Genomic DNA, 25098 nt, shown 5'->3' with positions numbered 1-25098 from the left:
GATGAGAGCGAACCCGGAAGCGGAAGCCGAAGAGCCGGAGCAGCCGCCGGAGCGTCAGCAGAACGGGCCGAGCGGGGCGGAAGCCGGAGCCGAGGCCGGGGCAGGTACCGGAGCCGAAGCCGGGTCCGGCACCGGAGCCGAGGCCGGATCCGAGCGTGCCGAGCCGGGTACGGACCGCCTGGAGAAGGCCGTACGGGCGGCGGAGACCGCGCTGATCGAGTTCGAGATCGCGGTGGAGACCTTCAGGGTCGAGATCGAGAACTTCTCGCGGCTGCACCATCAGCGCCTCGGCCCGATGTACGCACGCCTCGACGAGCTGGACGCCGCGATCCTCGAGACGACCGCGGCGATCACCGGCGATGCGGAGGATCTGCGCAAGGCGCAGGAGGCGCGGGCCGCCGTGCTGCCGATGCCCAAGGTCGAGGAGCTGTTCCACGGCTGGATCGACTCCGAGGGGCTGCCCCCCGAGGCGACGGCGATGCTCACCGGGCAGAACGTGAAGCCGCCGAGCCGCGTGCGTCCCAGCGAGGAGGCGCGCAAGGCCTACCGCGAGCTGGTGCGCAAGGCACACCCCGATCTGGCGCAGGAGGACGCGGAGCGGCAGCGCCGCGAGGAGTTCCTCGTACGCGTCAACAAGGCCTACGCGGACGGTGATACGGACGCGCTGCACGGCCTGCTCGATGAGTGGACCAACGGCCCGCGCGAAGCGGAACCGGAGCCCGAGGTGCCGCGGAGCGAGCTGCTCTACGCACGCCTGGAGTGGCTGGCGGAGCGCAAGGAAGTGCTCGTGGCGATGGTCGAGGAGATGGAGCAGAGCGCGATCGGCGCGATGCTGCGGATGGCGCCCGACGACCCCGACAGGCTGCTGGAGGAGATCGCGGAGCAGCTGCTGGAGCAGGTCTCCGAGCGCGAGCGCGAGTTGGCGCGGCTGATACAGGTGCGCGACACCGGGGACGGCGCCGCCGCCGGGCAGGCAGGCGCCGCCGGGTCCGCCGGTGCCGGTACGGAAGACGTCTGAGCGGGCCGGGAAAGCTGAAAGAGAGCGTTGAAGTCATGGAGTTCGGTGGGTTGCCGCAGGTCGACGCCGCATCGGTGCCGTCCGACGCGCTGTTGCTCGACGTGCGGGAGAACGACGAGTGGGCGGCCGGGCGCGCCGAGGGCGCGCTGCACATTCCGATGAGTGAATTCGTCGGCAGGATCGGCGAGTTGACCGAGCGCGCCGGTGCGGGCGAGCAGGTCTATGTGGTCTGCCGGGTCGGCGGGCGCTCGGCGCAGGTGGCGCAGTATCTGAGGCAGCAGGGCGTGGAGGCCGTCAACGTGGACGGGGGCATGCTCGCCTGGGAGGCGGCGGGCCGTCCGCTGACGGCGGACGGGGAGAGCGCATACGTGCTCTGAGCCGGTACGCCGGGGCCGGTGCTGAGCCGTCGGCCGTCAGCCATGAGCCATGAGCCATGAGCTGTGAACTGTGAGCGTCAGCCCTCAGCCGTCGAAGTCGACCTCCACCGCCTCGGTCACCGGACGGGACTGGCAGGCCAGCACATAGCCGGCCTCCAACTCGTCCGGCTCCAAGGCGTAGTTGACCTTCATCCGCACTTCGCCGCTGACCAGACGGACCCGGCAGGTGCCGCAGACCCCGCCCTTGCACGCGAAGGGGGCGTCGGCGCGGTGGCGCAGGACCGTCTCCAGCACGGACTCGCCGTCGTCCATGGGCCAGCAGCCCGAGCGGCCGTCGAGGTTGGCCGTCAGGGACGCCGAGCGCGAACCGCCCGCGTCGCCGCGGGTCGCGGCCGGTGCCGGGGGCGCCTCCGTGACGTGGAAGATCTCCTGGTGGATACGGGCGCGCGGCACTCCGAGTCCGCGCAGCGCCCTCGAAGCCTCCTCGACCAGGCCGAGGGGCCCGCACAGATACCAGCCGTCGACGTCCGCCACCGGCAGCAGCGACGGCAGCAGTCCGCTCAGCCGCCGCTCGTCGAGCCGGCCGCTCGGCAGCCCGCTCTGCTGCTCCTCGCGGGAGAGCGCCGTGACGAGCTGGAAGCGGTCGGGACAGCGGTCCTTCAGATCCGCGACCTCATCCAGGAACATCGTCGACGCCGTCGACCTGTCGCTCCGTACGAGACAGAAGCGCGCCTCCGGTTCGCGCTCCAGCAGCGTGGAGGCGATCGAGAGCACGGGCGTGATGCCGCTGCCGCCCACGACGGCGGCGAACCGGCCCGGCCGCGGCTGGAGCACGAAGCGGCCGGTGGGCGGCAGCACGTCGACCAGGTCGCCCGGGCGCAGCTCCTTGACCGCATAGCTGGAGAAGTCGCCGCCCTCGACGCCGCGTATGCCGATGCGCAGCTCGGACGGCTCGGCGCGGGCGGGTGCGCAGAGCGAGTAGGTGCGTCGCGCCTCGCTGCTCGCCGTGAGGGTGTCGGCCCCGGGACGGTGCCGGCGCAGGGCGATGTGCTGCCCCGGCGCGTAGCCGTAGAGGGGGCGCAGCTCCGGAGGCACCGCGAAGCTGAGGGCGACGGAGTCGTCGGTGAGCCGCTCGACGGCCGTGACGCGCAGCGGATGGAAGGTGCTCACGGCGCCCTCACACCTCCTTGAAGTGGTCGAACGGCTCCAGGCAGGACTCGCACCGGCGCAGCGCCTTGCACGCGGTGGAGGAGAAGCGGCTCAGCAGCGTCGTCTCCGTGGAGCCGCATTGGGGGCAGCGGATGGCGAGCGTCAGCGGTACGGGCCCGCTGCCGGGGCCGCCCCTGCCGCCCGCGCCCGCTCCGGCGCGCGGGGGTGCGATGCCGTGGGCGGCGAGCTTGCGTCGGCCCTCGTCGGATATGTCGTCGGTGCTCCACGGCGGTGTGAGGACGACGCGGACGGTGACCTCGGGGACGCCGTGCCCGCGCAGCACCCGCTCGATGTCGGCGGTCATGGCCTCCACGGCCGGACAGCCCGTGTACGTGGGCGTCAGCTCGACCTCGACGGGACCGCGGGGCGCCGTCTCGCTCACCCGGCGCAGCACGCCCAGCTCGGCGAGCGTGACGACGGGCAGCTCCGGGTCCGGGACGGAACCCGCCCAGGCCTCCAGTTCCAGCTCCCGCTGCCGCCGCCCGGCCTCCGGCTCCGCCCGGGTCCCGGCCCCGCCGGGGCTCCCGGTCACCATGACGCTCCCGGGTGGCTGCGGTGCAGGTGCTGCATCTCGGCGAGCATCCGGCCGAACGGCTCCGTGTGGATGCCCTGACGGCCCGCCCCCGCCGTCCACGCCCCCGACTGGGGCGACTCCGGCACGGTCAGCGTGGCCCGCTCGAAGGTACGGGTGACGCGCTCCGTCCAGCCCGCGCGCAGCGCACCCCAGTCGACGGCACCGACCGGGCCCGGGAGGAGCGAGGGGGAGTGCCCCCAGGGCTCGAACAGCTCGCCCGTGAACCGCCACAGCGAGTCCGCCGCCCGCTGGGTGCGCTCATGACTCTCCTCGGTGCCGTCGCCGAGGCGCACCGTCCAGTGCTCGGCGTGGTCGCGGTGGTACTCGGACTCCTTCACCGCCTTCGCCGCCAGCGGTTGCCCCAGCTCGGCGAGCTGCCCGAACAGCAGCTCCTGCCAGGCGGAGAAGTAGAACTGCCGGATCATCGTGTGCGCGAAGTCGCCGTTGGGCTGCTCCGCCAACTGGCAGTTGCGGAACGCCCGTTCCTCGCGGAGGAAGGCCAGCTCGTCCTCGTCGCCCAGCTCCGCGTAGAGCGTGCGGGCCTGGCCGAGGAGGTCGAGGGCGATGTTGGCCAGGGCCAGCTCCTCCTCCAGCACCGGGGCGTGACCGGCCCACTCCCCGAGCCGGTGACTGAGCACGAGGGCGTCGTCCGCGAGCGCAAGCAGCGGATCGTCGAGCGTGGGGGCGCCGGAGCCGGAGAGCCCCTCGGAACGCGTCACAGGTTCCGCACCCCTTCCGGCACGTCGTAGAACGTCGGATGCCGGTACGGCTTGTCGGCGGCGGGACCGAAGAACGGGTCCTTCTCGTCGGGCGACGACGCGGTGATCTCGTGCGAGGGCACGACCCACACCGAGACGCCCTCGGAACGCCGCGTGTAGAGATCGCGCGCATTGCGCAGCGCCATCTCGGCGTCGGGCGCGTGCAGGCTGCCCGCGTGCGTGTGCGACAGACCGCGTCGGCTGCGCACGAACACCTCCCACAGGGGCCAGTCCGTGCCGCTCATCACGCGCTCACCGCCGTCTCCGCGCTCGCCTTCGCACCCGTCTCGGTACGCGTCTCCGTACGCGTCTCCGTACGCACCCGCTCGTGCTTGGCCGCGTACGCCGCCGCCGCGTCCCGCACCCAGGCGCCCTCCTCGTGGGCCTGGCGGCGGCGGCTTATCCGCTCGTCGTTGCACGGCCCGTTGCCCTTCAGCACCTGGCGGAACTCCTCCCAGTCGATGGGCCCGAAGTCCCAGTGGCCGCGCGACTCGTCCCACCGCAGCTCCGGGTCCGGGAGCGTCAGTCCGAGGGCCTCGGCCTGGGGGACGCAGATGTCGACGAAGCGCTGACGCAGCTCGTCGTTCGAATGCCGCTTGATCTTCCACTCCATGGAGCGGGCGCTGTGCGAGGACTCGTCGTCCGGAGGCCCGAACATCATCAGCGACGGCCACCACCAGCGGTCGACGGCGTCCTGCGCCATCGCGTGCTGCGCCTCGGTGCCGCGGCTGAGCGCCAGCAGCAGCTCGAAGCCCTGCCTCTGGTGGAAGGACTCCTCCTTGCAGATGCGGATCATCGCCCTCGCGTACGGCCCGTACGAACAGCGGCACAGCGGGACCTGGTTGGTGATGGCCGCGCCGTCCACGAGCCAGCCGATCGCGCCGACGTCGGCCCAGGTGAGCGTCGGGTAGTTGAAGATCGACGAGTACTTCTGGCGGCCGGAGTGCAGCTTGTCGAGCAGCTCCTCGCGGCTCGTGCCCAGCGTCTCCGCCGCGCTGTAGAGATACAGGCCGTGGCCCGCCTCGTCCTGCACCTTGGCCATGAGGATCGCCTTGCGGCGCAGCGACGGGGCGCGCGTGATCCAGTTCGCCTCCGGCTGCATGCCGATGATCTCGGAGTGCGCATGCTGTGCCATCTGGCGCACCAGCGTCCTGCGATAGTCGTCGGGCATCCAGTCCCGCGGCTCGATCCGCTCGTCCGCGGCGATGGCGCCGTCGAAGGCCGCGACGGACTCCGCCGGCTCTCCGGCGTCCTGTGCGCCCTCGCCGAGCAGCACCGATGTCATCCCGACCCCCTTGCCGACGGCACAAGCCGCAGTCCCAACCGACCGATCGTTCGGTTCAATGGTGGGCCGCGGGCCCACAGGGTGTCAAGGCTCGAATAATCTCTGAGGTCGTATCCGACGACTAGCCGGGCGACCGACCGGACGCGGGGAGCAGGGGAGGGCATGGAGCCAGAAGAGCAGCAGGCGCCGCGGGGGGAACCGCGGCCTGGGCCGTCGTACGAGCGGGCGGCACGTGCGCCGTACGGGGCAGCGGACGGGCCGGTGCACGGTCCCGGTGCGGCGCCGGTGCACGGTGCGGGGGTCGCCGGCCTCTCGCGGGCGGGGCGCGCGGTCGTGGCGGTGGCCGCGGCGGTCGTCGTCCTCGCGGTCGCCGTTCACCTGGCGATGGTCTTCCTGCACGTGGCGCCCGCGAACACGCTCAGCAAGAAGCACGGCGAGGCCATAGACGACTACGTCTATCCCGAGTTCGAGCAGAACTGGAAGCTCTTCGCACCCAACCCCCTCCAGCAGAACATCGCCGTGCACGCACGCGCCCGCGTCGCCAAGGACGACGGCGGCACGGAGACGACCGGCTGGGTCAACCTGTCGAGGATGGACGGCCGGGACATCGACCACAACATCGCGCCCAGCCACGTACAGCAGAACGAACTCCGCCGCGGCTGGGAGTTCTACCGCGGCGCGCACGACGACAAGGGCAAGCCCCTCGGGCTGCGGGGCGAGCTGTCCGAGACGTACCTCAAGCGAATAGTGATGCTGCGCTTCGGCCGTGAGCTCAACGGCGGCACCGTCGAGCGCATCCAGGTCCGGTCCGCGACGACGCCCGTCGGTCCTCCTCCGTGGAGCGAGGAGAAGAACGACGCCAAGACCGAGTACCAGGTGCAGCCCTGGTGGCAGATCGGCAGCGCCGACCTTCCGGGGGGCTGGGACCAGTGACCGAGCAGCACCGTCCGCATCACGACGCGACGCGTTCGCCGTCCCCTTCGCACTCTCCCGCCGCGTCGCCCGCTCGCGGCGCTCATGACGCTCCCGAAACCGGCGAGGCTCCCGGCACCGGCGAGGGTCCGGAGACCCACGAGGCGTACGAGGGCTTCCTCTCCCGGGGGCTGGCGCGGGTGACCGCCGAGGCCGTCGCCCCGTACCAGACGGCGGTCGTACGGATCGGCTTCGCCTTCACCTGGCTCTGCTTCCTCCTGCGGGAGTTCCCCAACCGCCATGAGCTGTACGGGCCCGACGGCCCCTGGAGCTGGAAGCTCGCCGAGCGGCTGACCGAGTCCAACCACGCCTTCACCGTGCTGATGTGGTCGGACGGCGCGGCCTGGTTCGAGTTCGTCTACGCGCTGGCCGTCGTCGCGAGCGTCTCGGTGATCCTCGGCTGGCGCACCCGTACCGCCTCCGTGATCTACATGGTCGGAGTGCTGGGACTCCAGAACCGCAGCGTCTTCATGGGCGACGGCGGCGACAACGTCATCCACCTGATGGCGATGTACGTGATCCTCACCCGCTGCGCCGAGGTCTGGTCCCTCGACGCCCGCCGCAGGCGCAGGAGGGCGCGGGCCGCCGAGGACGCGATGGCGGAGGGGCGCCCGCCGTCCGCGGCCCGCGACACCACGGGCGCCGTGCTGTGGTGCGTCTTCGGCGTGATCATGCTCGTCTCGACGGTCGGCGGGGCGCTGAGCGTCGGCTGGGGCGTGTTCTTCTGGGTGCTGTGGGCGTCGCAGGCCGTGTGGTGGGCGGCCGAGCGCTACATGCCGGACAGCGAGGCGCGCACCGTCTGCGACATGGTGGCCAACCTCGTGCACAACGGGGCGCTGCTGGTCATCGTCGTGGAGGTCTGCCTGATCTACTCGACGGCCGGCTGGTACAAGATCCAGGGCTCCCGGTGGCAGGACGGCACCGCCGTCTACTACCCGATGAACCTGGACTACTTCTCGCCCTGGCCCGAGCTGAGCTCCTTCCTGGCGAGCAGCGGACTGCTGATCCTCATGGCCACGTACATCACGGTCATGGTCCAAGTGGCGTTCCCGTTCACGCTGTTCAACCGGCGCGTCAAGAACGTGCTGCTCGCCGCGATGATCGCCGAGCACATGAGCATCGCCGTGCTGCTCGGGCTGCCGTTCTTCTCCATGGCCATGATCGCGGCCGACGCCGTCTTCCTGCCGACGATCGCGCTGGTGTGGCTGGGCGACCGGTTCCGCGGCGGCTGGGAGCGGGCGCTGGGCCGGCTGCGCCCGGGACGCGGACACGGTACGTACGACGACGGCCGCGACGGCGCCGGCGGTCACGGCGGAGAAGGGCCCGGAGACGAGGACTCGGCTTCGCCGGTGCCTCAGCAGCGGAGCGGCGACGGGGTGTCCGTACGCTGACGGCATGACCGCCGCGGAGGAGACCGGAGTCGCGCCGCTGCTGCGGCAGTGGCGCGAACTGGCCGGGAGCAGCGTGCTCCTGGACGGTTTCCACGCGCTCAAGCACGCGCTCCGTTTCGGCGCGCGGGTTCCGCTCGCGCTCACCGAGGACCGCGCCGCCGTGCTCTCCCTCGCCCGCGAGCTGGCGCCCGATCTCGCGGGGCGGCTGGAGGGGCTGCTTCGCGACGTGCCGCGCGGGACGCTGCACGGCCTGGTGCCGCGTCCCCATCCCACGGGTGTCGCGGCGCTGGCCGTACGGGGCGGAGACGATCTCGCGGACGCCCGTACGGCCCCGGTGATCGTGCTCGACGATCCACGTCATCTGGGCAACGTGGGTGCGGTGATCCGGCTGGCCGCCGGGGCGGGCGCCGCCGGAGTGCTCACCACCGGCACGGTCGACCCGTGGCACCCCAACGTGGTCAGGGCGAGCGCCGGGCTGCACTTCGCGACGGCGGTACGGCGGTGCGAGCCGCCGGAGCTTCCGCCGGGGCCCCTCTACGCGCTCGATCCCGAGGGCCGTGACCTCCGCGGGCTCGTACTGCCGGACGACGCGATCCTGGCGTTCGGCTCCGAGCGGCACGGGCTGTCGGACGCGCTGCGCGAGCGAGCCGACCAGCTGGTGGCCCTGCCGATGCGGGCGCAGGTCTCCAGCTACAACCTGGCCACCAGCGTCGCGATGACGCTGTACCACTGGATGGCGGGCCGTGCGCCGGACCCGGGCGGGCCGCGCAGTACGGACGGCACCGGGCCGGACGCCATCGGCCAGCGGGGCGCCGAACCGGACAGCACGGGGACAGGCATGGACGGCACGGACGGTACGGCGCGGAGCTGACCGGTGGGCGGGCGCGGACTCAGAGGTACGGGCCGCCCGAGCGGGCCGACCGACCCGGCTCCTCGTCGCCGAGCGTGCCGTCCTCGGGGAGCGTCCCCGGCGGCAGCGCCCTGCGCATCTGCTCCAGCTGCGCCCGCGCCGCCATCTGCTGGGCGAAGAGCGCCGTCTGGATGCCGTGGAAGAGGCCTTCGAGCCAGCCCACGAGCTGTGCCTGCGCGATGCGCAGTTCGGCGTCGGTGGGGATGTTGTCCTCGGTGAAGGGCAGGGAGAGCCGCTCCAACTCCTCGATCAGCTCCGGAGCGAGACCGTCCTCCAGCTCCTTGATCGAGCTGGTGTGGATCTCCTTCAGCCGCACGCGGCTCGCCTCGTCCAGCGGAGCCGACTTCACCTCTTCCAGCAACTGCTTGATCATGCTGCCGATGCGCATGACCTTCGCGGGCTGCTCGACCATCTCCGTGACGGGGACCTCAGCCTGCTCGTCGCCGTCCCCGCCGGCGGCCTTGGAGTCGGCGCTGCCGAGGGCCATGCCGTCCGGTCCCACGACCAGGACGTGCTGGTTCTCCTTCGGCCGTTCGTTGCTCGGCTGTGTCATGCCTCCATTCTGCACTCATGTCCCGGCCGCCTGTCCGGCGAGTCCGGTTCATCCGCGGGCGGGGCGCTGCGGCGGCTGCCGTGTGCTCGGCGTACGGCCGCCGGGCCCGCACCGGTCGCGTCAGGTGTGCCTCAACCGGACGGCGATCAGGGCGAGTCCCAGACCGATCAACGTCAGCCCGGCGCCCAGGGGCAGCACGGGGGACACCTCGCCGGTGGCGGCGGTCGTGGGCGTACCGCCGTCGGAGGGCGCGGACTCCGGCCCGGGATGGGCGGGTTCGGGCTGCACCTGCTCGTAGAGGTCCTGCGTGCCGAAGAGTCCGGAGCCGTCACCGTAGGAGTCGGAGCCGTAGCCGGAGTCCGTGCCGGGGGCCCGGCCGGTAGCGGGATCACCGGCGGGGTCGGGGGCGGAATCAGGAGCGTCATGTTGTGGGCCGTCGTACCGCGGGCCGTCGTGGTGGCCGTGCCCGGGATCGGCGTGCGGGCCGCGGTCCCCGTGTGCCGCTCGCGCACCCGGTCCGTCCCTCGCGTCCCTCGCCTCCCTCGCGTCCGTCACCTCCGTCACGCCCGTTGCGTCCGTGGCGGCGGGCGAGGGCCGTACGCGTGCTGCCGCGCCCCGCGAAGTGCCCCGCACCCGGGGCGACTTCGCCTCGGTGCCGCCCTCCGCGCTCACCGCGGAGACCGCGGCGTGCTCGCGCGGACCCGCGCCGTGCGCGTCGGGGCCCGGTGCGGCGCCGGTGAGGACGGCGACCAGCGCCGCGGCCACGCACGGCATCGCCGCGGAAGCGCGGAGTGTGCGGGGACGGGCGGAAGCGAGGGTGGTGTGGCGTCTGTGCCGCACGGCAGAGACCCTCCCGGTGCGGATCGTCCAATGATGCAACCAGAGTTACATAATTGGACAAACCCGGCATCCGGGAGGGTCTGTCCGGCCCCTGCCGAGCGCTAAGGAGTGAGCAGGATCTTGCCCACGTGGGTGCTCTCCTCCATCGCACGGTGCGCGTCAGACGCACGGCTCATCGGGACGGCACTGTCGACCACCGGCCGCACCCTGCCGTCCGAGACGAGCGGCCATACGTGCTCCCGTACGGCCGAGACGATCGCCGCCTTCTCCGCCGCCGGACGGGCACGCAGCGAAGTCGCCGTCACGGCCGCCCGTTTGGCGAGCAGAGCGCCGAGGTTCAACTCGCCCTTGCGACCGCCCTGGAGGCCGATGATCGCGAGACGGCCGTTGACCGCGAGCGCCTTGATGTTCTGCTCCAGGTACTTGGCGCCGATGATGTCGAGCACGACGTCGGCGCCCCGGCCGTCCGTGCCCGCGCGCACCGCCTCGACGAAGTCCTGCTCGCGGTAGTTGATCAGGATGTCCGCGCCCAGTTCGGCGCAGCGGTCCAGCTTCTCCTTGCTGCCGGCGGTGACCGCGACCTGTGCGCCGACCGCCTTCGCCAGCTGGATGGCCATGGTGCCGATTCCGCTTCCGCCGCCGTGGATCAGCAGGGTCTCGCCGGGGCGGAGATGGGCGACCATGAAGACGTTCGACCAGATGGTGCTGGTCACTTCGGGAAGCGACGTGGCCGTCTGCACGTCGATGCCGTCCGGCACGGGCAGCAGTTGGCCGGTCGGTACGGCGACCTGCTCGGCGTAGCCGCCGCCGCCCAGCAGCGCGCAGACCTCGTCGCCGACGGCCCACGTGTTCACGCCGGGGCCGAGCGCCGAGATGCGGCCCGAGCATTCGAGGCCGGGGTAGGGGGAGGCGCCGGGCGGCGGATCGTAGAAGCCCTGCCGCTGGAGGATGTCGGCACGGTTGACGGCGCTCGCCGCGACCTCGACGAGCACCTCGCCCTCGCCTGGTTCGGGGACGGGGACCTCGGCCCAGACGAGGGCCTCGGGTCCGCCTGGTTCGGGAATGGTGACCGCGTGCATCGTGGAGTTGGACGTACCCATGGGGCCGACGCTACCCGCTGGGGCAGCACCCGGGGTCAAGCCTCCGGGGACCTTTCTCCGGGACTCCGTGCGGCGGCGCCCCGCGTGGTCGTATGCAGACGTACGGGGCCCGCCCCCGCGGCCCGTTCCTGCTGCCGAGCCCAACTCGTCGACGTGCGGGCCGTTTCGGGAAGCGGCATGGGCCGGTGGCAGCGGTCGTACGGGCGTCGGTGGGGCCCCAACTGGCCGCGCTGCCACGGCCGCAGAGGAGACGCGGGGGCGGGGAGCCCGCGGCCGGTCGAGCGCCGGCAGAGGTCCGGGGCGGTCCGGCCGTGGTCCGGAGGCGGTCCGGTCGGTGTCCTGTCGGGGCCCGGCGGCGGTCAGGGGTCAGCGGCCGGGGCCGCGTTCGTGGCGCCAGAAGCCGACGACGCCGGGTCCGCCCCGTCCGCCGAAGCCGCCGGGACCTCCGCCGGGACCACCGCCGGGACCGCCCGTACCGTCACCGTCCGTACCGTCTGAGCCGCCCGTGCCGTCCGAGTCGTCGAAGCCGCCGCCGCCCGCGCCGCTGTGCGTCGGATCGGTGCTGCCGAGCGGGCCGCCGCCGGAGTCCGCGCGCAGCGTCTCCGCGTTCGGATGCGGAGCCGCCGAGCGCTGGATCACCACGACGCGGTCCGTGGACTGGAGGGGGTCCGCCTGCGGATCGTCGTATCCGAGCAGCCTGTGCCCCCGTACGACAGTGACCACCAGGTCCTTGCACTCCCGCGGCGGACGGCCCGCCTCCGCCTTGGTCACGGGCCGTTCGGTGAGGCTGAGTCCCGAGCCCTGCTGGATGAGGTCCTCCATCACCGAGCTGGCGTTGGGGCTGAGCACGGACAGCCCGAGGAGCCGGCCGGCGGCGCTCGCGCTCGTGATCACGGCGTCGGCGCCGGACTGGCGGAGCAGCGGTACGTTCTCCTCCTCCCGCACCGCGGCGACGATCTTGAGGCGCCGGTTGATCTGCCGTGCGGTGAGCGTGACCAGCACCGCGGTGTCGTCCCGCTGGGTCGCGATCACGATCTGCCTGGCCCGGCGCACCTCGGCGCGCGCGAGCACGTCGCTGCGGGTGGCGTCGCCGACGACGCTCACATAGCCCTCGTCGTTCGCGGCCTTGGCGACGTGGTGGTTCGGGTCGACGACCACTATCCGGTCCCGGCGTACACCGGTGGACAGCAGCGTCTGTGTCGCCGAGCGGCCCTTCGTGCCGAAGCCGACGACGACGGTGTGGTCACGCAACTGGGACCTCCAGCGGGCGAGGCGCCACTGCTCCCGTGTGCGGTCGGTGAGCGCTTCGAGCGTGGTGCCGATGAGGATGATCAGGAAGAGGATGCGGAGGGGCGTGACGAGCAGGATGTTGGCGATGCGGGCGCTGTCGCTCGCCGGTGCGATGTCTCCGTATCCGGTGGTGGAGAGGGTGACGGTCGTGTAGTAGACGGCGTCGAGGAAGGAGACCTTGCCGTCCGCGTTGTCGTTGTAGCCGCCGCGGTCGAGGTAGACGATCAGGACGGTCGTCGCGAGCACGGCGAGCGCCGCGAGGAGACGGCGCCCGACCTGGAGCTGCGGGCTGACTTCCGAGCGGGGCAGCAGGATCCGGTAGCCGTCGCTCGCGTTGGACGCCCTCACCAGGCGAACCAGGGCAGCGGAAGCATCTGCGCGGCGGTGCCCGTGGAGAGGCCGCCGGGCGGTACGACGGCGAAGGCCGTGGCCGTGGCGACGCCGCGCAGCATCGCGGGACCGTTGTAACGCAGCGGCCGCGCACGGGACTTGGTGTCCGGCTCCGCGGGGGAGAACGCGACGGGCACGAGCCGGGTGTCGCGGGGATGGCCCTGGACGTCGTCGGTGAGGCGCGCGAAGACCCCCTCGGAACCGGGCGGCCGGGGCGGTGCCCCCGCTCCTCGGCCCGCCGCTGCGCCCGGCGGTCCGGGACGGTCGGCGAGCGTGCGGATCAGCGGCTCGGCGAGGGTCACCAGGCCGGAGAGGGCCGCGAGGGGGTTGCCGGGGAGACCGACCAGGTACGGGCCGTTCACCGTCCCGCCGGTGCGGTGGGAGGCGCTGCCGCCGGTGCTCGCGGTGCCGGTGCCGTCGCCGGTGTTCGTGCCGCCGGGGTCGCCGCCGGTGCTCGTGCCGCCGTCATCGCCGTGCCCGGTGGCGTGGCGTCCCGGCAGTCGGGCCAGCAGCATGGGGTGGCCCGGCCGTACCCGTACGCCCTCGATGAGGAGACGCGCGCCGACCCGCGCCAGCGTGGGACGCAGATGGTCGACGGGCCCGCGGGCCGTGCCGCCGGTGGTGACGATCAGGTCGGCGGTGGTCGTGGCGACGGCCTCGTGCAGCGCTTCCGCGTCGTCGCCGAGCCGCCTGGTGACGATCACGTCGGCCCCGAGCGCCGAGAGCCACGGGGCGACGGCCGGGCCGAGAGCGTCGCGGATGCGCCCGTCGCGTGGGACTCCGCGGTGCAGCAACTCGTCGCCCAGCACGAGGACTTCGGCACGCGGGCGCCTGACGACCGTCAGCCGGTCGTAGCCCGCGGCGGCGGCGAGGCCCAGCACGGCGGGTGTGACCTGTGTGCCCGCCGGCAGCAGCCGGTCTCCCGAACGGCACTCCTGGCCGCGGGGGCGGATGTCCGTACCGGGCTGGGGCCGGTGGGACGTGCGCAGCCGCGTGCCGTCCGTCTCGCCGTACTCGTGACGCAGCACGGCGTTCGCACCGGGCGGGATGCGGGCGCCCGTCGCGATGGGGACCGCCCGGCCGTCGGGGAGCGGCAGGGGTTCGGACGTCGCACCGGCGAGGACGCCCCGGGCTTCGGGGTCGTCCGGCAGCGTCCAGGGCCCCGGGCCGGAGACCGCCCAGCCGTCCATGGCCGAGGTGTCGAAGGACGGGAGGTCGGTGAGGGCGTCGAGCGGGGCGTCGAGCGTGTGGTGCAGCGCCTCGTCGAGCGGAAGGGTGCGGGAGGGGAGGGGGCCCGCGGTGCGCGCGGCGAGGGTGCGGGCGTCGGGCCACGGGACGTCGCGGGGGTGCGCTTCCGCTTCCGTTTCGTCCGCCGTACGGGACCGGTGGAGCGCGTCCGTGCGGGAGGAGCGGGAGGAGCGGGGGGCGAGCCAGTCCGGGGCGGCGAGGTCGTCGTCGTCCGTGCGGGAGCGCTCGGTGCTCGCCCTGTCCGTGGGGCCGGTGCGGCCGGTGCCGGTGCCGTTGCCGCGGTCGCCGCCGCGGTTGCGCTCGCGGTTGCGGTCGTTGCCGCGCTCGCGGTCGCGGTCGCCGCCCGTGCCGCGGGGGCGCGGCGGTTCGGCGTTCACCCCGGTGTCGGCGGTCACGGAAGCCGAACGGCCGTCCGCGGTACGGCCGGTGGCCCGGCCGCCGGCGGTACGGTGTGCGGCGCCCGCCGAGCCGTTGGCCAGGGCGATGGCCTCGTCGAGTTCGTCGCCACCGCTCATCGCCCGTCGCTCTGCTTCCCGTCGTTCTGCGCCCCGCCCTGCTCACCGGCGCCGGTCTCCGGGCCCTCTTCGCCCTCCGCGGCCCAGCGTGCCGCCAGCCGGGCCGCCGTTTCCGCCGCCTCCGCGACCTGTTCGGGAGAGCCGCCCCGCCGGGCGGCCGCGTACCCCACGAGGAACGTGGTCAGCGGCGCGGCCGGACGTGCCACACCGTGGGCGGCGTCGCGGGCCAGGTCGAGAAGTGCGGCGGTGTCGACATCGAGGTCCTCGATGCCGAGTTCGGCCTTGGCAGCGGCCATCCATTCGTCCAGCACGGTGTCATGCTCCCTGATACGGGCCCTCGCGGCCGCGACGTCTTCCCAGGTGTCACAGTCGACGGCGTCGGGCGCGCTCGCCCCGCCGCCGGCTGCGACGTCGATGCGACGAAGTCTCAGCTCAGGAAGGAGCAGCCGCAAGGGGAGCCCGGTGAGGCTTCCGTATTCGGCGCGCAGCAGGGCCAGTTCACGACGCAGCGACTCGCTGCGGTACGCGGCGAGAAGAGGCTGGTCGCGGCCGTCGTTCACGATCGCGCCGTCGGTCCCCTCGATCCCCTCGGTCCCGTCCGCGGTGTGCGTAGCCGTACCCGTGCTCGTAGCCGTACCCGTGCTCGTATCCGTGACGGAAGCCGTGCCCGTGACCGTGCTCGTCTCCGTATCCGGGGCCGCCGCCTCAAGTAGCGCCCCTACCGTCTCCGTCCGCAGGAACGGCAGATCCGCGGAGAGCACGAGAACCGTACGGGCGGAGACACCGCCCAGTCCCGCGTCGAGCGCGGCGAGCGGACCGGAGCCCGGCGGATCCTCCCGTACCCAGGCGACCGGCCGCCGGGTCGGCCTCCGCGGACCGACGACGACCGTGGCCGCCGCGCCGTCGCACGCGGACAGCACGCGGTCGAGCAGGGTGCGGCCGCCCACGGTCAGCGACGGCTTGTCCGTCCCGCCGAGACGCCTGGCGCCGCCGCCCGCGAGGACGATCGCGTCGTACGCGTCGCAGGGGTGCGCGCGGCCCGTCGCGGTGGCGGGCGCGCGGCCGTGCGCGGGGCTGCCGGGTGCGTGGACTTCGGGTGTCACGCCTTAGAGCGTACGGAGCAGCACCGCCGGCTGTTCCACGCAGTCCGCGACGAAGCGCAGGAAGCCGCCCGCCGTACCGCCGTCGCACACCCTGTGGTCGAAGGTGAGGGAGAGCTGCACGACCCTGCGGACCGCCAGTTGGCCCTCGTGGACCCAGGGCTTCTCGGCGATGCGGCCGACGCCGAGCATCGCGGCCTCGGGGTGGTTGATGATCGGGGTCGAGCCGTCGACGCCGAAGACGCCGTAGTTGTTGAGCGTGAAGGTGCCGCCCGTCATGTCGGACGGCTTGAGATCGCCGGTGCGCGCGGACTCCGTGAGCCGCGCGAGCTCCTCGCTCAGCCGGGCCGCGTGCATCGCGTGCGCGCCCTTTACGACCGGGACCACGAGCCCACGCGGGGTCTGCGCGGCGAAGCCGAGGCCGACCTCGGAGTGGCGCACGACCTCGCGGGCCTCGGTGCCGACCGTCGCGTTCAGCTCGGGGAACCGGGCGAGCGCGGCCGTGCAGATGCGGGCGAGTAGCGCCAGCAGCGACACCTTCGCGGCACCGCTCCGGGAGTTCATCGCCCGCCTCGCGGCGAGGAGTTCGGTCGCGTCGGCGTCGACCCAGCAGGTGGCGTCCGGGATCTCGCGGCGGCTGCGGGAGAGCTTGTCGGCGACGGCGCCGCGGAAGCCGGTCAGCGGGATGCGCGTGGCGTGCTCTGGCGTCGGTTCGGTGCCGGGCCCGGTGGCCGGCGGGGCCGGGGGCCGCACGTACGTCTGCGCCTGTGCCTGTGCCTGTGTCTGTGCCTGTGTCTGCGCCTGTGCCTGTGTCTGCGCGGGCGGTGCAGCCGGTGCCGTCTCCGTACGGGAGCGTGCCGCGCGCTCCACGTCCGCGCGGAGGATCAGGCCGTCCGGGCCGCTGCCCGTGACCGCGCGCAGGTCGAGGTCGTGCTCGCGCGCGAGGCGCCGTACGAGCGGTGAGATGACGGCGACCGGCCCCTGCCCGGCCGCCCTGGGAGCAGGCGCCGGTGCAGGGGCCGCGGGGGCCGGCGGGCCGAAGCCGTCGACGGGGCGGGTGCGTCGACGGCGGCCCGCCGGGGCTCCGGTGCCATAGCCGACCAGTACGTTGCCGGAGGCTTCCGGGGCGGTGCCGTTCGCGGGCGAGCCGTTGGCGACGGAGCCGTTCGCACTCGTGCCTTCCGCGGTGGTACGGCCGCCCGCGACGCCGTCGCCGCCGTCGCCGTCCGCGCCGCCGCCCGTGCCCGCGTCCGCACCCCCGCCCGTGCTGTCCTGCGCGCCCACGGCCACCGTCAGCAGCGGCGCCCCGACCGGGATCTCCGCGCCCTCGTCGCCGTAGCGCGCCGTGACGACGCCGCCGTACGGGCAGGGCACGTCCACGAGCGCCTTCGCCGTCTCGACCTCGACGACGGACTGGTCCACCGCGACCACGTCGCCCACGGCCACCATCCACCGCACGACCGTGGCCTCGGTCAGCCCCTCGCCCAGATCGGGAAGCGTGAACTCCCGCACGGAAGCCATCAGTTGACCCCTCCCCCGGAGACCGTTCCTCCGGCGGCCGTTCCTCCGGTGACCGACCCTCCGGCGTCCGTGGCCCGCCACTCGCTCTCCCACTGGAGGCGTGCGACGGCGTCGAGCACCCTGTCCACGTCCGGCAGATGGTGCTTCTCCAGCATCGGCGGCGGATACGGGATGTCGAACCCGGAGACCCGCAGCACCGGCGCCTCCAGGTGGTGGAAGCAGCGTTCGCTCAGCCGCGCCGCCAGCTCCGCGCCCGGCCCGGCGAAGCCCGCCGACTCGTGCACGACGACGGCCCGCCCCGTGCGCCGTACGGACGCCGCCACCGTCTCCTCGTCGAACGGCACCAGCGACCGCAGGTCCACCACCTCCAGCTCCAGGCCCTCGTCGCGCGCCGCCGCCTCCGCGGCCTCCATGCAGACGGGCAGGGACGGCCCGTACGTGACGAGCGTCGCCGAGGTGCCGGGGCGGCGGACGACCGCGCGGCCGATCTCCGGGACCTCCTCCGGCTGCTCGGGCGACCAGTGGTCCTTCGCCCAGTACAGCCGCTTGGGCTCCAGGAAGATCACCGGGTCGTCGCTCTCGATGGAGCGGCGCAGCAGCCCGTACGCGTCGGCGACCGTCGCCGGAGTGACGACGTGCAGGCCGGGCGTGGCCATGTAGTACGCCTCGGAGGAGTCGCTGTGGTGCTCGACGCCGCCGATGCCGCCGCCGTAGGGCACGCGGACCGTGAGCGGCATGGGCAGTGCGCCGCGCGTGCGGTTGCGCATCCGCGAGATGTGCGAGACGAGCTGCTCGAACCCCGGGTACGCGAAGGCGTCGAACTGCATCTCCACCACGGGCCGCATGCCGTACATGGCCATGCCGACCGCCGTGCCGAGGATGCCCGCCTCCGCGAGGGGGGTGTCGGTGCAGCGGTCCTCGCCGAACTCCTTCGTCAGCCCGTCCGTGACGCGGAAGACACCGCCGAGGGTGCCGACGTCCTCACCGAAGACGTGCACGGACGGGTCGGCCGCCAGGGAGTCGCGCAGCGCGCGGTTGAGCGCCTGCGCCATCGTGGACTGCTTGCGTACGGGCTCACGGGGCGGCTGTGCGCCCGGCTCCGACGACGTGCTCGTCACCGTGCTCATTTCTGGCTCCCCTGGCGGCCGGAGTGCGCCCGGCCGTGAGCGTTCCGCTCGACGGGCGCCGCGGTCCCCTCCGCCGTGGTCCCCTCCGCCGTGGTCCCCTCCGCCGCGGTCCCCTCCGCCTCGGCGGCGTCGAGCTCGGCGCGCAGCATCTCCGCCTGCTGGTGCAGCTGCGCCGTCCGGTGGGCGAAGACGTGGTCGAAGAGGTCCATGGGGTGCAACTCCGGCTCCCGGTGCATGCGTTCGCGAAGGTCGCCCGCCATTCGTTCGGCCTCCTCGCGGGCCTGCCGTACGCCCTCGTCGTCCAGGAGCCCGCGAGCGCGCAGCTCCCGCTCCGTCAGCGCGACCGGGTCGTGCTCGCGCCACTCGTCGACTTCGGCGGCCTCCCGGTAGCGCGTGGCGTCGTCGGCGTTGGTGTGCGCGTCCAGGCGGTACGTCACCGCCTCCACCAGGGTCGGGCCCTCGCCCCCGCGGGCACGCTCGACGGCGTCCGAGAGCACGCGGTGCACGGCGGCCGCGTCGTTTCCGTCGACGAGGCGGCCAGGCATGCCGTAACCCACGGCCTTGTGCGCGAGGGACGGCGCCGCGGTCTGCTTCGCCAGCGGCACGGAGATCGCGAAGCCGTTGTTCTGCACGAGGAAGACCACCGGGGCCTGCCACACGGCGGCGAAGTTGAGGGCCTCGTGGAAGTCGCCTTCGCTGGTGCCGCCGTCGCCAACCATCGCGAGCGCGACGACGTCGTCGCCCTTGAGGCGGGCCGCGTGCGCCAGGCCCACCGCGTGCGGCAGCTGGGTGGCCAGCGGAGTGCTGAGGGGGGCGACTCGGGTCGCGCGCGGGTCGTACCCGCTGTGCCAGTCGCCGCGGAGCAGCGACAGCACGGCCACCGGGTCGAGGCCGCGGGCGACGGCCGCGAGGGTGTCCCGGTAGCTGGGGAAGAGCCAGTCCTGCTCGCGGAGGGCCAGCGCCGCGCCGACCTCGGCGGCCTCCTGGCCCGTGGAGGACGGATAGACGGCGAGACGGCCCTGCTTGGTGAGCGCCGTCGCCTGCTCGTTGAAGCGGCGGCCGCGCACCAGGTGCCCGTACAGCTCGCGGAGCAGTGCGCCGTCCAGCTCCGCGCCGGTGCCGAGCAGCCGGAACGGCTCCCGGTCGGGGAGGAGCGGAGCGGGGTCGCGGCGGGGTCGCCAGGCCGGGGGCGGTGCGAGGTGGTAGGCACCGGACTGCTCGAGAACCGTCATGGTGAGCACCTCACTCGTGGGGCTGCGGGTCGGATTGCGGACTGCGCTGAAGGTCGGTCTACGGGTCGGGGTCGCTTCGGTTCGCCGGGGCGGTGCAGTGCGCTCCAGGGCCTGTCCGGGAGTCGTCCCGGACAGGCCCCGATGGGCGTGGAGCCGATTGGCGTGCTCCCCTACCGATTGTTCGGTTGCCAGCACAGTTTGGCTACAGGCGGCGAGAGCCTGTGGACAAGTTGAGGGATCGTGCGTTCGATGGGAGCAAGACGTCCAAGGAGGGGAGGCGCCAGGGCATGCCGGACGGACAGATTGCCGATTCGTCCGGTGCGTCCGGCGGCCCGGGCGCCGAGGGGGCCGGAACGGCGCCGCGGACGGCTCCCCGAGGTGATCGCGGACCGGCTCCGCGAGCGGATCACGGACCGGACTCCGCGGCCCTGGACCACCGTCCGCCGGCCCGCGAGCTCGACCCCGTCGACAGGGACATCCTGCGGCTGCTGCGTTCGGACGGCCGGATGTCGGTGCGCGCCCTGGCCGAGCAGGTCCACATCTCCCGCGCCAACGCGTACGCCCGCATCAACCGGCTCGTCGACGACGGCGTCATACGTGGCTTCAGCGCGCGCATCGACGAGGAACGGGCGGGGCAGGGGGCGTCCGCCTACATCACGCTCAAGATCGTCCAGGACTCCTGGCGCAGCGTCCGCGAGAAGCTGCTGCAACTGCCCGGTGCCGCTCATATGGCGCTGGTCAGCGGCGACTTCGACGTGCTGCTGCTGGTGCACACCGCGGACAACAGATCGCTGCGCGACCTCGTCCTCACGAGGATCCAGTCGATCCCGGAGGTGATCAGCACCCGTACGCTGCTGGTCTTCGAGGAGACCCATCTCGAACCGGACATCTGACGGTACGGGTCACGGCCGCGGGCGCGAGGAGACGTGCGCACCCGCCGCCACACCTCGACGCACACCCGCACGCGACCGGCACGAGGGGTTCCACATGGCGGCTAAGCGGCAGGGCACGCGCAACGACAGCGGCACCGGCGGCCGTACCGGTACCGGCACCGGGAGCCGTACGGGTACCGGCGGTGGCACCGGTACCGGTACCGGCAGGTCCTGGTGGGGCTGGGGACGTACCGAAGAGGCGCTTCCCGACAGCGAGTGCACCGCCCTCGCCGCCCTGTTCCCCGGTCTGCCGTCCGAACCGCTGCCGGTCCCCGACCTCGCCGCGATCGACCTGCCGCGGCCCCGCGTCGAGCCGCCCGCCGCGCTCGCGCATCTGGTCTCGGACGGCCCGGCGGACCGGGCCGCCCACACGTACGGCAAGGCGTACCGCGACGTCGTACGCGCCCTGCACGGCGACCTCTCCGCCGCCCCCGACCTGGTCGCCTTCCCCGGCACCGAGGCGGAGCTGGTGGATCTGCTCGACTGGGCGGCCGCGCGGAACGTCGCCGCGATCCCGTACGGCGGCGGAAGCTCCGTCGTCGGCGGAGTCGAATACCGCGGCGGCGACCACGCGGGCGTCCTCACGCTCGACATGTCCGCCATGGACCGCGTGCTGGAGGTGGACACCGTCAGCAGGGCGGCCCGCATCCAGGCCGGTGTGTTCGGGCCTGCGCTGGAGGGCCAGCTGCGTGAGCACGGCGCCGGGATGACGCTGCGGCACTTCCCGCAGAGCTTCGAGTTCTCCACGCTGGGCGGCTGGCTGGCCACCCGCGCCGGCGGCCACTACGCGACGCTGCACACCCGCATCGACGACCTCGTCGAGTCGATGCGCGTGGTCACCCCGGCCGGGACCTCCGAGTCGTGGCGGCTGCCGGGATCGGGCGCGGGCCCGTCCCCCGACCGGCTCTTCCTCGGCTCCGAGGGGACGCTGGGCGTGATCACCGAGGCGTGGATGCGGCTCCAGGACCGTCCCGTGCACAAGGCGTCGGCGGCCGTGCGCTTCACGGGATTCGCGGACGCGGTGGAGGCCGTGCGTGCCGTCTCGCAGTCCGGGCTCCACCCGGCCAACTGCCGGCTGCTCGACCCCGGCGAGGCGGCTCTCGCGGGAGCGGCACACGACGGGGAGAGCGTGCTCGTGCTGGGCGTTGAGTCGGCGCACCGGCCCGTGGACGGGCAGCTCGCGGAGCTCTGCGCGCTGGCCGCGGACCACGGCGGCTTCGTGCCGGGGCAGGGCGACGGGAGCGGCGGGAGCGGCGGGGGCTCCGGTGGCGGTGTCGCCTCCGGGGGCTCCGGGGGTTCCGCGGATTCCGGTGACGAGGCCGTCGGCGCCTGGCGGTCGGCCTTCCTGCGCATGCCGTACATGCGGGACGGCCTGGCGCGGATGAGCGCCATCACCGAGACCTTCGAGACGGCCTGCACCTGGGACCGGTTCACCGCGCTCCACGACGCCGTACGCACCGGAATCGGCGCCGCCGTCGAGGAGATCACCGGCGGTCCGGGACTCGTCAACTGCCGCCTGACGCACGTGTATCCGGACGGCGCGGCCCCGTACTTCACGGTGATCGCCGCCGGACGCCGCGGGCAGGAGGCCGCCATGTGGGACGAGATCAAGAGCGCCGCGATGGAGGTGCTCGCACGGCACGGCGCCACCGTCACCCACCATCACGCCGTCGGCAGGGACCACCGGCCCGGCTACGACCGGCAGCGTCCGGAGCCCTTCGCGCTGGCGCTGCGGGCCGCCAAGTCGGCGCTCGACCCGAGCGGGATCCTCAACCCGGGCGTGCTTTTCGACGCGAGCGGGGGCGAGGCCGGCGGCTGAGCCGGTACGGGCGGGCCGGTACGGGGCGGGAAAGCGGGTGCAGCGGAGGGGCGGCGACGGGACAGCGACGGGACAGCGACCGGACAGAAGAGGTCCGGGGAGTGGATCAGTTGCGCAGGCCCGCGAAGGCCGTGCGCACGACGGCCTCGGCGACCTCGTCGCTGGTGGCCGCGCCGCCGCGCCCCGCACGCGACGGCCGGTACCACTCGACGATGGAGTTGATCATCCCGAAGAGCAGCCTGGTCGCGAGCCGCACGTCGACGTCCGCCCGCAGGTCGCCGTCCGCCACGGCCTGCTTCAGCAGCTCCGAGACCCGCTGGTCGAACTCGCGGCGGCGGGCCATCGCCCAGCGCTCGGTGTCCGTGTTGCCGCGCACGCGCAGCAGCAGCGTCACGTACGGCAGCTCCGACATCAGTACCTCGACCGTGCGCCGGGTGACGTGCTCGAGCCGGTCGATGGCGCGGCCCTCGCGCGCCCGCGGCTCGTCGAGCACTCCGAAGAGCCCGCTGAGGGCGCGGCTTATCGCGCGGCGCAGCAGCTCCTCCTTGCCGCGCACGTGGTGGTAGATCGACGATTTCGAGATGCCGGCGGCCTGCGAGAGATGCTCCATCGACGTGCCGTCGTAACCGCGCTCGATGAACACCTCCACGGCGACTTTCAGCAGCGAATCGGGCGTGTAGGTGTCGCGCTTGACCGGCATGCGGCCGATGCTATCCGCGTTGTCCACAGGCTCACCGTCCCCCTTGCACCGACCGATCGTTCGGTAGCAGTATCTACCTGTCGCTGCGGGACCGACAGCCCGTGCGGCCGCTCAGGGCCGGCGTCTGCGGCCGGTGCGGGCCGTGCGCGCGACGCAGCACGCAGCACGCAGCAGCGCCAGCCAGCCACCCATGCCACCGGCCCGACGAGGAGTTGGTCTTCCGTGACCGCACCCGTGACCCCGTCCGCGAGCACCCCGGCGACGCCGTCGGCGAGCGCGCCGGCCACCGCGTCCGCAGCCGCCGAGCTTCCCGCGGCCCGGCTGATCGAGAAGCACCGGCCCACGCTCGACCGTGCGCTGGAGGCGATCCGCACCCGGGAGTTCTGGTCGCCGCACCCCGAGCACCCCAAGGCTTACGGGGAGGATTCGGGAGTGGCCGGTTCCCTGAGCGCCGGGCAGGGCCAGGCCGCGTTCGACGCGCTGCGCGGCGGCCGCTTCGAGATCGAGGGCCAGCCGGGCACGGCGGGTCCGGAGGGCGGCTGGGCCGCGACCGAGGTCTCGCCGTACGGGCTGGAGATGGGCATCGAGTATCCGCGCCCCGACCTGGATCTGCTGCTCCCCGAGATGCGCAAGGCGATGCCCGCGTGGCGCGACGCGGGGCCGGAGGCGCGGGCGGCGGTGTGCCTGGAGATCCTGGCCCGTATCAGCGCCCGCACGCACGAGTTCGCCCATGCGGTGATGCACACCAGCGGGCAGGCCTTCATGATGGCGCTCCAGGCCGGCGGCCCGCATGCGCAGGACCGCGGCATGGAGGCGGTGGCGTATGCCTACGCCGAGCAGGTCCGCACCCCGGAGGCGGCCGACTGGTCCAAGCCGCAGGGCAAGCGTGATCCGCTGGAGCTGGGCAAGCGGTTCACGCCCGTGGGCCGCGGCGTATCGCTGCTGATCGGCTGCAACACCTTCCCGACGTGGAACGGCTATCCGGGCTTCTTCGCCTCCCTCGCCACCGGCAATCCGGTGCTGGTCAAGCCCCATCCGCGTGCGGTGCTGCCGCTGGCGCTGACGGTCCGCGTCGCGCGTGAGGTGCTGACCGAGGCGGGCTTCGAGGCGAATCTCGTGGCGCTCGCCGCCGAGCGGGAGGGCGAGGGCATCGCGAAGGAGCTGGCCGTCCGCCCGGAGATCCGGATCGTCGACTACACGGGCTCGACGGCCTTCGGCGACTGGCTGGAGGCCCACGCCCGCCAGGCCCGCGTCTTCACGGAGAAGGCGGGGGTCAACACCGTGATCGTCGACTCCACCGACGACTACAAGGGAATGCTCGGCAATCTCGCGTTCTCGCTCTCGCTCTACAGCGGCCAGATGTGTACGACGCCGCAGAATCTGCTGATCCCGCGGGACGGCATCAGCACGGACGTCGGGGAGAAGTCGTACGACGAGGTGGTCGCCGATCTGGCCACCGCCGTCGGCAAGCTGCTCGGCGACGACGCCCGGGCGAACGCGATTCTGGGCGCCATCGTCAGCGACCAGGTGCTCGCACGCGTCGAGTCGGCGGGCTCGACGGGTTCGCCGGGCGAAGTGGCCCTGGAATCAAGGTCGGTGGAGCATCCCGACTTCCCGGGTGCCACGGTGCGTACGCCCGTCATCGTCAAGCTGGACTCGGCCAAGCCGGAGTCGGAGGCGGTGTGCTTCGCCGAGTGCTTCGGGCCGGTCTCCTTCGCCGTCGCCGTCGACTCCACCGCGGACGCGGTGGCGCTGCTGCGCCGGACCGTGCGGGAGAAGGGTGCGATGACGGTCGGCGCGTACACGACGTCGCCCGCCGCCGAGCGCCTGATCGAGGAGGCCTGCCTGGACGAGTGCGCCCAGCTCTCGCTCAACCTCACCGGTGGGGTCTATGTGAACCAGACCGCGGCGTTCTCCGACTTCCACGGCTCGGGTGGCAACCCTGCGGCGAACGCGGCGCTGTGCGACGGCGCGTTCGTCGCCGACCGCTTCCGTACGGTCGAGGTTCGGCGGCCCGCGCAGCCCGCAGAAGCCGCGCAGGGCTGAATCGGCAGGGGCCCGGGGGCGGTTCGGGTCCGAGGCGGCAGTAGACCCACGAGGCACAGGACCGGGCTGGCCGGGTCCCGCCAAGACCGGCGCCGGTGCGGCCACCGCCACCGCCCCCGCCACTGGCCCGACGCGGCACGACGAAAGCGGGGACCGACGCGTAAAGCGGGGCGCCCGACGCGTGCGGTGCG

General features: G+C 73.2%; 22 protein-coding genes and 1 pseudogene. 8 read left to right on the top strand and 15 right to left on the bottom strand.

The features are described 5' to 3' along the window. The first annotated feature begins 1 nt into the window (after position 1). Together HCC61_RS25875 and HCC61_RS25870 are read left to right on the top strand one after the other, a co-directional pair. A complete protein-coding gene (locus tag HCC61_RS25875) occupies positions 2-1018 on the top strand; it encodes a J domain-containing protein (RefSeq protein ID WP_240969290.1) in 1017 nt (338 codons plus the stop codon). 35 nt (positions 1019-1053) lie between these two features. Beyond that, positions 1054-1395, top strand: a complete 342-nt coding sequence (locus HCC61_RS25870) for a rhodanese-like domain-containing protein (protein WP_169139431.1) — start codon at positions 1054-1056, stop codon at positions 1393-1395. A gap of 84 nt (positions 1396-1479) precedes the next feature. On the opposite strand, the gene HCC61_RS25865 is transcribed toward HCC61_RS25870, so the two are convergent. From HCC61_RS25865 to paaA, 5 genes are read right to left on the bottom strand one after another with little or no spacing between them, the layout of a single operon-like run. Beyond that, positions 1480-2565: a 2Fe-2S iron-sulfur cluster-binding protein gene (locus HCC61_RS25865; protein WP_169139429.1), complete on the bottom strand. Its 1086-nt coding sequence runs from the start codon at positions 2563-2565 to the stop codon at positions 1480-1482. 7 nt (positions 2566-2572) lie between these two features. Next, the gene (gene paaD / locus HCC61_RS25860; protein WP_169139427.1) at positions 2573-3139 is read right to left on the bottom strand and encodes a 1,2-phenylacetyl-CoA epoxidase subunit PaaD; all 567 of its coding nucleotides are present in this window, start codon (positions 3137-3139) and stop codon (positions 2573-2575) included. After that, on the bottom strand, positions 3133-3897 hold the full coding sequence (paaC, locus tag HCC61_RS25855; RefSeq protein WP_169139425.1) for a 1,2-phenylacetyl-CoA epoxidase subunit PaaC: 765 nt from the start codon (positions 3895-3897) through the stop codon (positions 3133-3135). Before paaC ends, paaD begins: the two co-directional genes overlap by 7 nt. Then, on the bottom strand, positions 3894-4181 hold the full coding sequence (gene paaB, locus HCC61_RS25850) for a 1,2-phenylacetyl-CoA epoxidase subunit PaaB (RefSeq protein WP_169139423.1): 288 nt from the start codon (positions 4179-4181) through the stop codon (positions 3894-3896). Before paaB ends, paaC begins: the two co-directional genes overlap by 4 nt. Further along, entirely contained in the window at positions 4181-5221 is a 1041-nt protein-coding gene (gene paaA / locus HCC61_RS25845; protein ID WP_169139421.1) for a 1,2-phenylacetyl-CoA epoxidase subunit PaaA, read from the bottom strand. The genes paaB and paaA overlap by 1 nt, the downstream gene beginning before the upstream one ends. A gap of 162 nt (positions 5222-5383) precedes the next feature. Here paaA and HCC61_RS25840 point away from each other — a divergent pair, with 162 nt between their 5' ends. The 3 genes from HCC61_RS25840 to HCC61_RS25830 are packed head-to-tail and all read left to right on the top strand — an operon-like array spanning position 5384 to position 8455. Then, the gene (locus HCC61_RS25840; RefSeq protein WP_240969289.1) at positions 5384-6154 is read left to right on the top strand and encodes a DUF5819 family protein; all 771 of its coding nucleotides are present in this window, start codon (positions 5384-5386) and stop codon (positions 6152-6154) included. After that, positions 6151-7584 carry an HTTM domain-containing protein gene (locus HCC61_RS25835; RefSeq protein WP_169139419.1) on the top strand — a complete coding sequence of 478 codons (1434 nt, stop codon included), beginning with the start codon at positions 6151-6153 and terminating at the stop codon, positions 7582-7584. Before HCC61_RS25840 ends, HCC61_RS25835 begins: the two co-directional genes overlap by 4 nt. Positions 7585-7588: 4 nt before the next feature. Beyond that, positions 7589-8455, top strand: coding sequence for a TrmH family RNA methyltransferase (locus HCC61_RS25830; protein WP_169139417.1), 867 nt, complete (start codon positions 7589-7591; stop codon positions 8453-8455). A 19-nt stretch (positions 8456-8474) separates the two neighbouring features. Here the strand turns inward: HCC61_RS25830 and HCC61_RS25825 are convergent, their stop codons facing one another. The 9 genes and pseudogenes from HCC61_RS25825 to pdhA form a co-directional block, all read right to left on the bottom strand. Then, on the bottom strand, positions 8475-9047 hold the full coding sequence (locus HCC61_RS25825) for a bacterial proteasome activator family protein (RefSeq protein ID WP_169139415.1): 573 nt from the start codon (positions 9045-9047) through the stop codon (positions 8475-8477). Between the two features lie 120 nt (positions 9048-9167). Next, entirely contained in the window at positions 9168-9887 is a 720-nt protein-coding gene (locus tag HCC61_RS25820; RefSeq protein WP_169139413.1) for a hypothetical protein, read from the bottom strand. Positions 9888-9988: 101 nt separating this feature from the next. Continuing rightward, positions 9989-10966: an NAD(P)H-quinone oxidoreductase gene (locus HCC61_RS25815; RefSeq protein ID WP_169139682.1), complete on the bottom strand. Its 978-nt coding sequence runs from the start codon at positions 10964-10966 to the stop codon at positions 9989-9991. A gap of 636 nt (positions 10967-11602) precedes the next feature. Next, positions 11603-12628: pseudogene (locus tag HCC61_RS25810) on the bottom strand (potassium channel family protein); the annotation flags it as partial. Next, positions 12622-14430: a molybdopterin molybdotransferase MoeA gene (locus tag HCC61_RS25805; protein WP_169139411.1), complete on the bottom strand. Its 1809-nt coding sequence runs from the start codon at positions 14428-14430 to the stop codon at positions 12622-12624. The pseudogene HCC61_RS25810 and the gene HCC61_RS25805, both read right to left, overlap by 7 nt. After that, positions 14427-15437: a DUF6457 domain-containing protein gene (locus HCC61_RS25800; protein ID WP_169139680.1), complete on the bottom strand. Its 1011-nt coding sequence runs from the start codon at positions 15435-15437 to the stop codon at positions 14427-14429. The genes HCC61_RS25805 and HCC61_RS25800 overlap by 4 nt, the downstream gene beginning before the upstream one ends. A 99-nt stretch (positions 15438-15536) precedes the next feature. Further along, a complete protein-coding gene (locus HCC61_RS25795; RefSeq protein WP_169139409.1) occupies positions 15537-17051 on the bottom strand; it encodes a dihydrolipoamide acetyltransferase family protein in 1515 nt (504 codons plus the stop codon). Next, a complete protein-coding gene (locus tag HCC61_RS25790; protein WP_240969305.1) occupies positions 17051-18103 on the bottom strand; it encodes an alpha-ketoacid dehydrogenase subunit beta in 1053 nt (350 codons plus the stop codon). The genes HCC61_RS25795 and HCC61_RS25790 overlap by 1 nt, the downstream gene beginning before the upstream one ends. Before the next feature lie 71 nt (positions 18104-18174). Then, a complete protein-coding gene (pdhA, locus tag HCC61_RS25785) occupies positions 18175-19410 on the bottom strand; it encodes a pyruvate dehydrogenase (acetyl-transferring) E1 component subunit alpha (RefSeq protein ID WP_169139405.1) in 1236 nt (411 codons plus the stop codon). A gap of 287 nt (positions 19411-19697) precedes the next feature. Here pdhA and HCC61_RS25780 point away from each other — a divergent pair, with 287 nt between their 5' ends. Both HCC61_RS25780 and HCC61_RS25775 read left to right on the top strand, forming a co-directional pair. Further along, the gene (locus HCC61_RS25780; protein WP_169139403.1) at positions 19698-20303 is read left to right on the top strand and encodes an Lrp/AsnC family transcriptional regulator; all 606 of its coding nucleotides are present in this window, start codon (positions 19698-19700) and stop codon (positions 20301-20303) included. Between the two features lie 94 nt (positions 20304-20397). Beyond that, positions 20398-22161 (top strand): FAD-binding oxidoreductase, encoded by a 1764-nt coding sequence (locus HCC61_RS25775; protein ID WP_169139401.1) that lies wholly within the window; start codon positions 20398-20400, stop codon positions 22159-22161. Positions 22162-22267: 106 nt separating this feature from the next. On the opposite strand, the gene HCC61_RS25770 is transcribed toward HCC61_RS25775, so the two are convergent. Continuing rightward, positions 22268-22861: a TetR/AcrR family transcriptional regulator gene (locus HCC61_RS25770; RefSeq protein ID WP_169139678.1), complete on the bottom strand. Its 594-nt coding sequence runs from the start codon at positions 22859-22861 to the stop codon at positions 22268-22270. A 321-nt stretch (positions 22862-23182) separates the two neighbouring features. On the opposite strand from HCC61_RS25770, the gene paaN reads away from it, so the two are divergent. After that, complete coding sequence (paaN, locus tag HCC61_RS25765; RefSeq protein ID WP_206323031.1) at positions 23183-24907, top strand: phenylacetic acid degradation protein PaaN; 1725 nt, start codon at positions 23183-23185, stop codon at positions 24905-24907. Positions 24908-25098: the final 191 nt, after the last annotated feature.

This window comes from Streptomyces sp. HNM0575, assembly GCF_012726265.1.
Classification (GTDB): Bacteria; Actinomycetota; Actinomycetes; order Streptomycetales; family Streptomycetaceae; genus Streptomyces.
This window is presented reverse-complemented; position numbering and strand designations above follow the sequence as displayed.

Bases quoted from the DNA above. Each gene is read 5' to 3' on its own strand.
- HCC61_RS25875 (WP_240969290.1), top strand. From the start codon at position 2: ATGAGAGCGAACCCGGAAGCGGAAGCCGAAGAGCCGGAGCAGCCGCCG.
- HCC61_RS25870 (WP_169139431.1), top strand. From the start codon at position 1,054: ATGGAGTTCGGTGGGTTGCCGCAGGTCGACGCCGCATCGGTGCCGTCC.
- paaD (WP_169139427.1), bottom strand. From the start codon at position 3,139: ATGGTGACCGGGAGCCCCGGCGGGGCCGGGACCCGGGCGGAGCCGGAG.
- paaB (WP_169139423.1), bottom strand. From the start codon at position 4,181: ATGAGCGGCACGGACTGGCCCCTGTGGGAGGTGTTCGTGCGCAGCCGA.
- paaA (WP_169139421.1), bottom strand. From the start codon at position 5,221: ATGACATCGGTGCTGCTCGGCGAGGGCGCACAGGACGCCGGAGAGCCG.
- HCC61_RS25840 (WP_240969289.1), top strand. From the start codon at position 5,384: ATGGAGCCAGAAGAGCAGCAGGCGCCGCGGGGGGAACCGCGGCCTGGG.
- HCC61_RS25830 (WP_169139417.1), top strand. From the start codon at position 7,589: ATGACCGCCGCGGAGGAGACCGGAGTCGCGCCGCTGCTGCGGCAGTGG.
- HCC61_RS25825 (WP_169139415.1), bottom strand. From the start codon at position 9,047: ATGACACAGCCGAGCAACGAACGGCCGAAGGAGAACCAGCACGTCCTG.
- HCC61_RS25815 (WP_169139682.1), bottom strand. From the start codon at position 10,966: ATGCACGCGGTCACCATTCCCGAACCAGGCGGACCCGAGGCCCTCGTC.
- HCC61_RS25805 (WP_169139411.1), bottom strand. From the start codon at position 14,430: ATGAGCGGTGGCGACGAACTCGACGAGGCCATCGCCCTGGCCAACGGC.
- HCC61_RS25795 (WP_169139409.1), bottom strand. From the start codon at position 17,051: ATGGCTTCCGTGCGGGAGTTCACGCTTCCCGATCTGGGCGAGGGGCTG.
- HCC61_RS25790 (WP_240969305.1), bottom strand. From the start codon at position 18,103: ATGGCGCAGGCGCTCAACCGCGCGCTGCGCGACTCCCTGGCGGCCGAC.
- pdhA (WP_169139405.1), bottom strand. From the start codon at position 19,410: ATGACGGTTCTCGAGCAGTCCGGTGCCTACCACCTCGCACCGCCCCCG.
- HCC61_RS25780 (WP_169139403.1), top strand. From the start codon at position 19,698: ATGCCGGACGGACAGATTGCCGATTCGTCCGGTGCGTCCGGCGGCCCG.
- HCC61_RS25775 (WP_169139401.1), top strand. From the start codon at position 20,398: ATGGCGGCTAAGCGGCAGGGCACGCGCAACGACAGCGGCACCGGCGGC.
- HCC61_RS25770 (WP_169139678.1), bottom strand. From the start codon at position 22,861: ATGCCGGTCAAGCGCGACACCTACACGCCCGATTCGCTGCTGAAAGTC.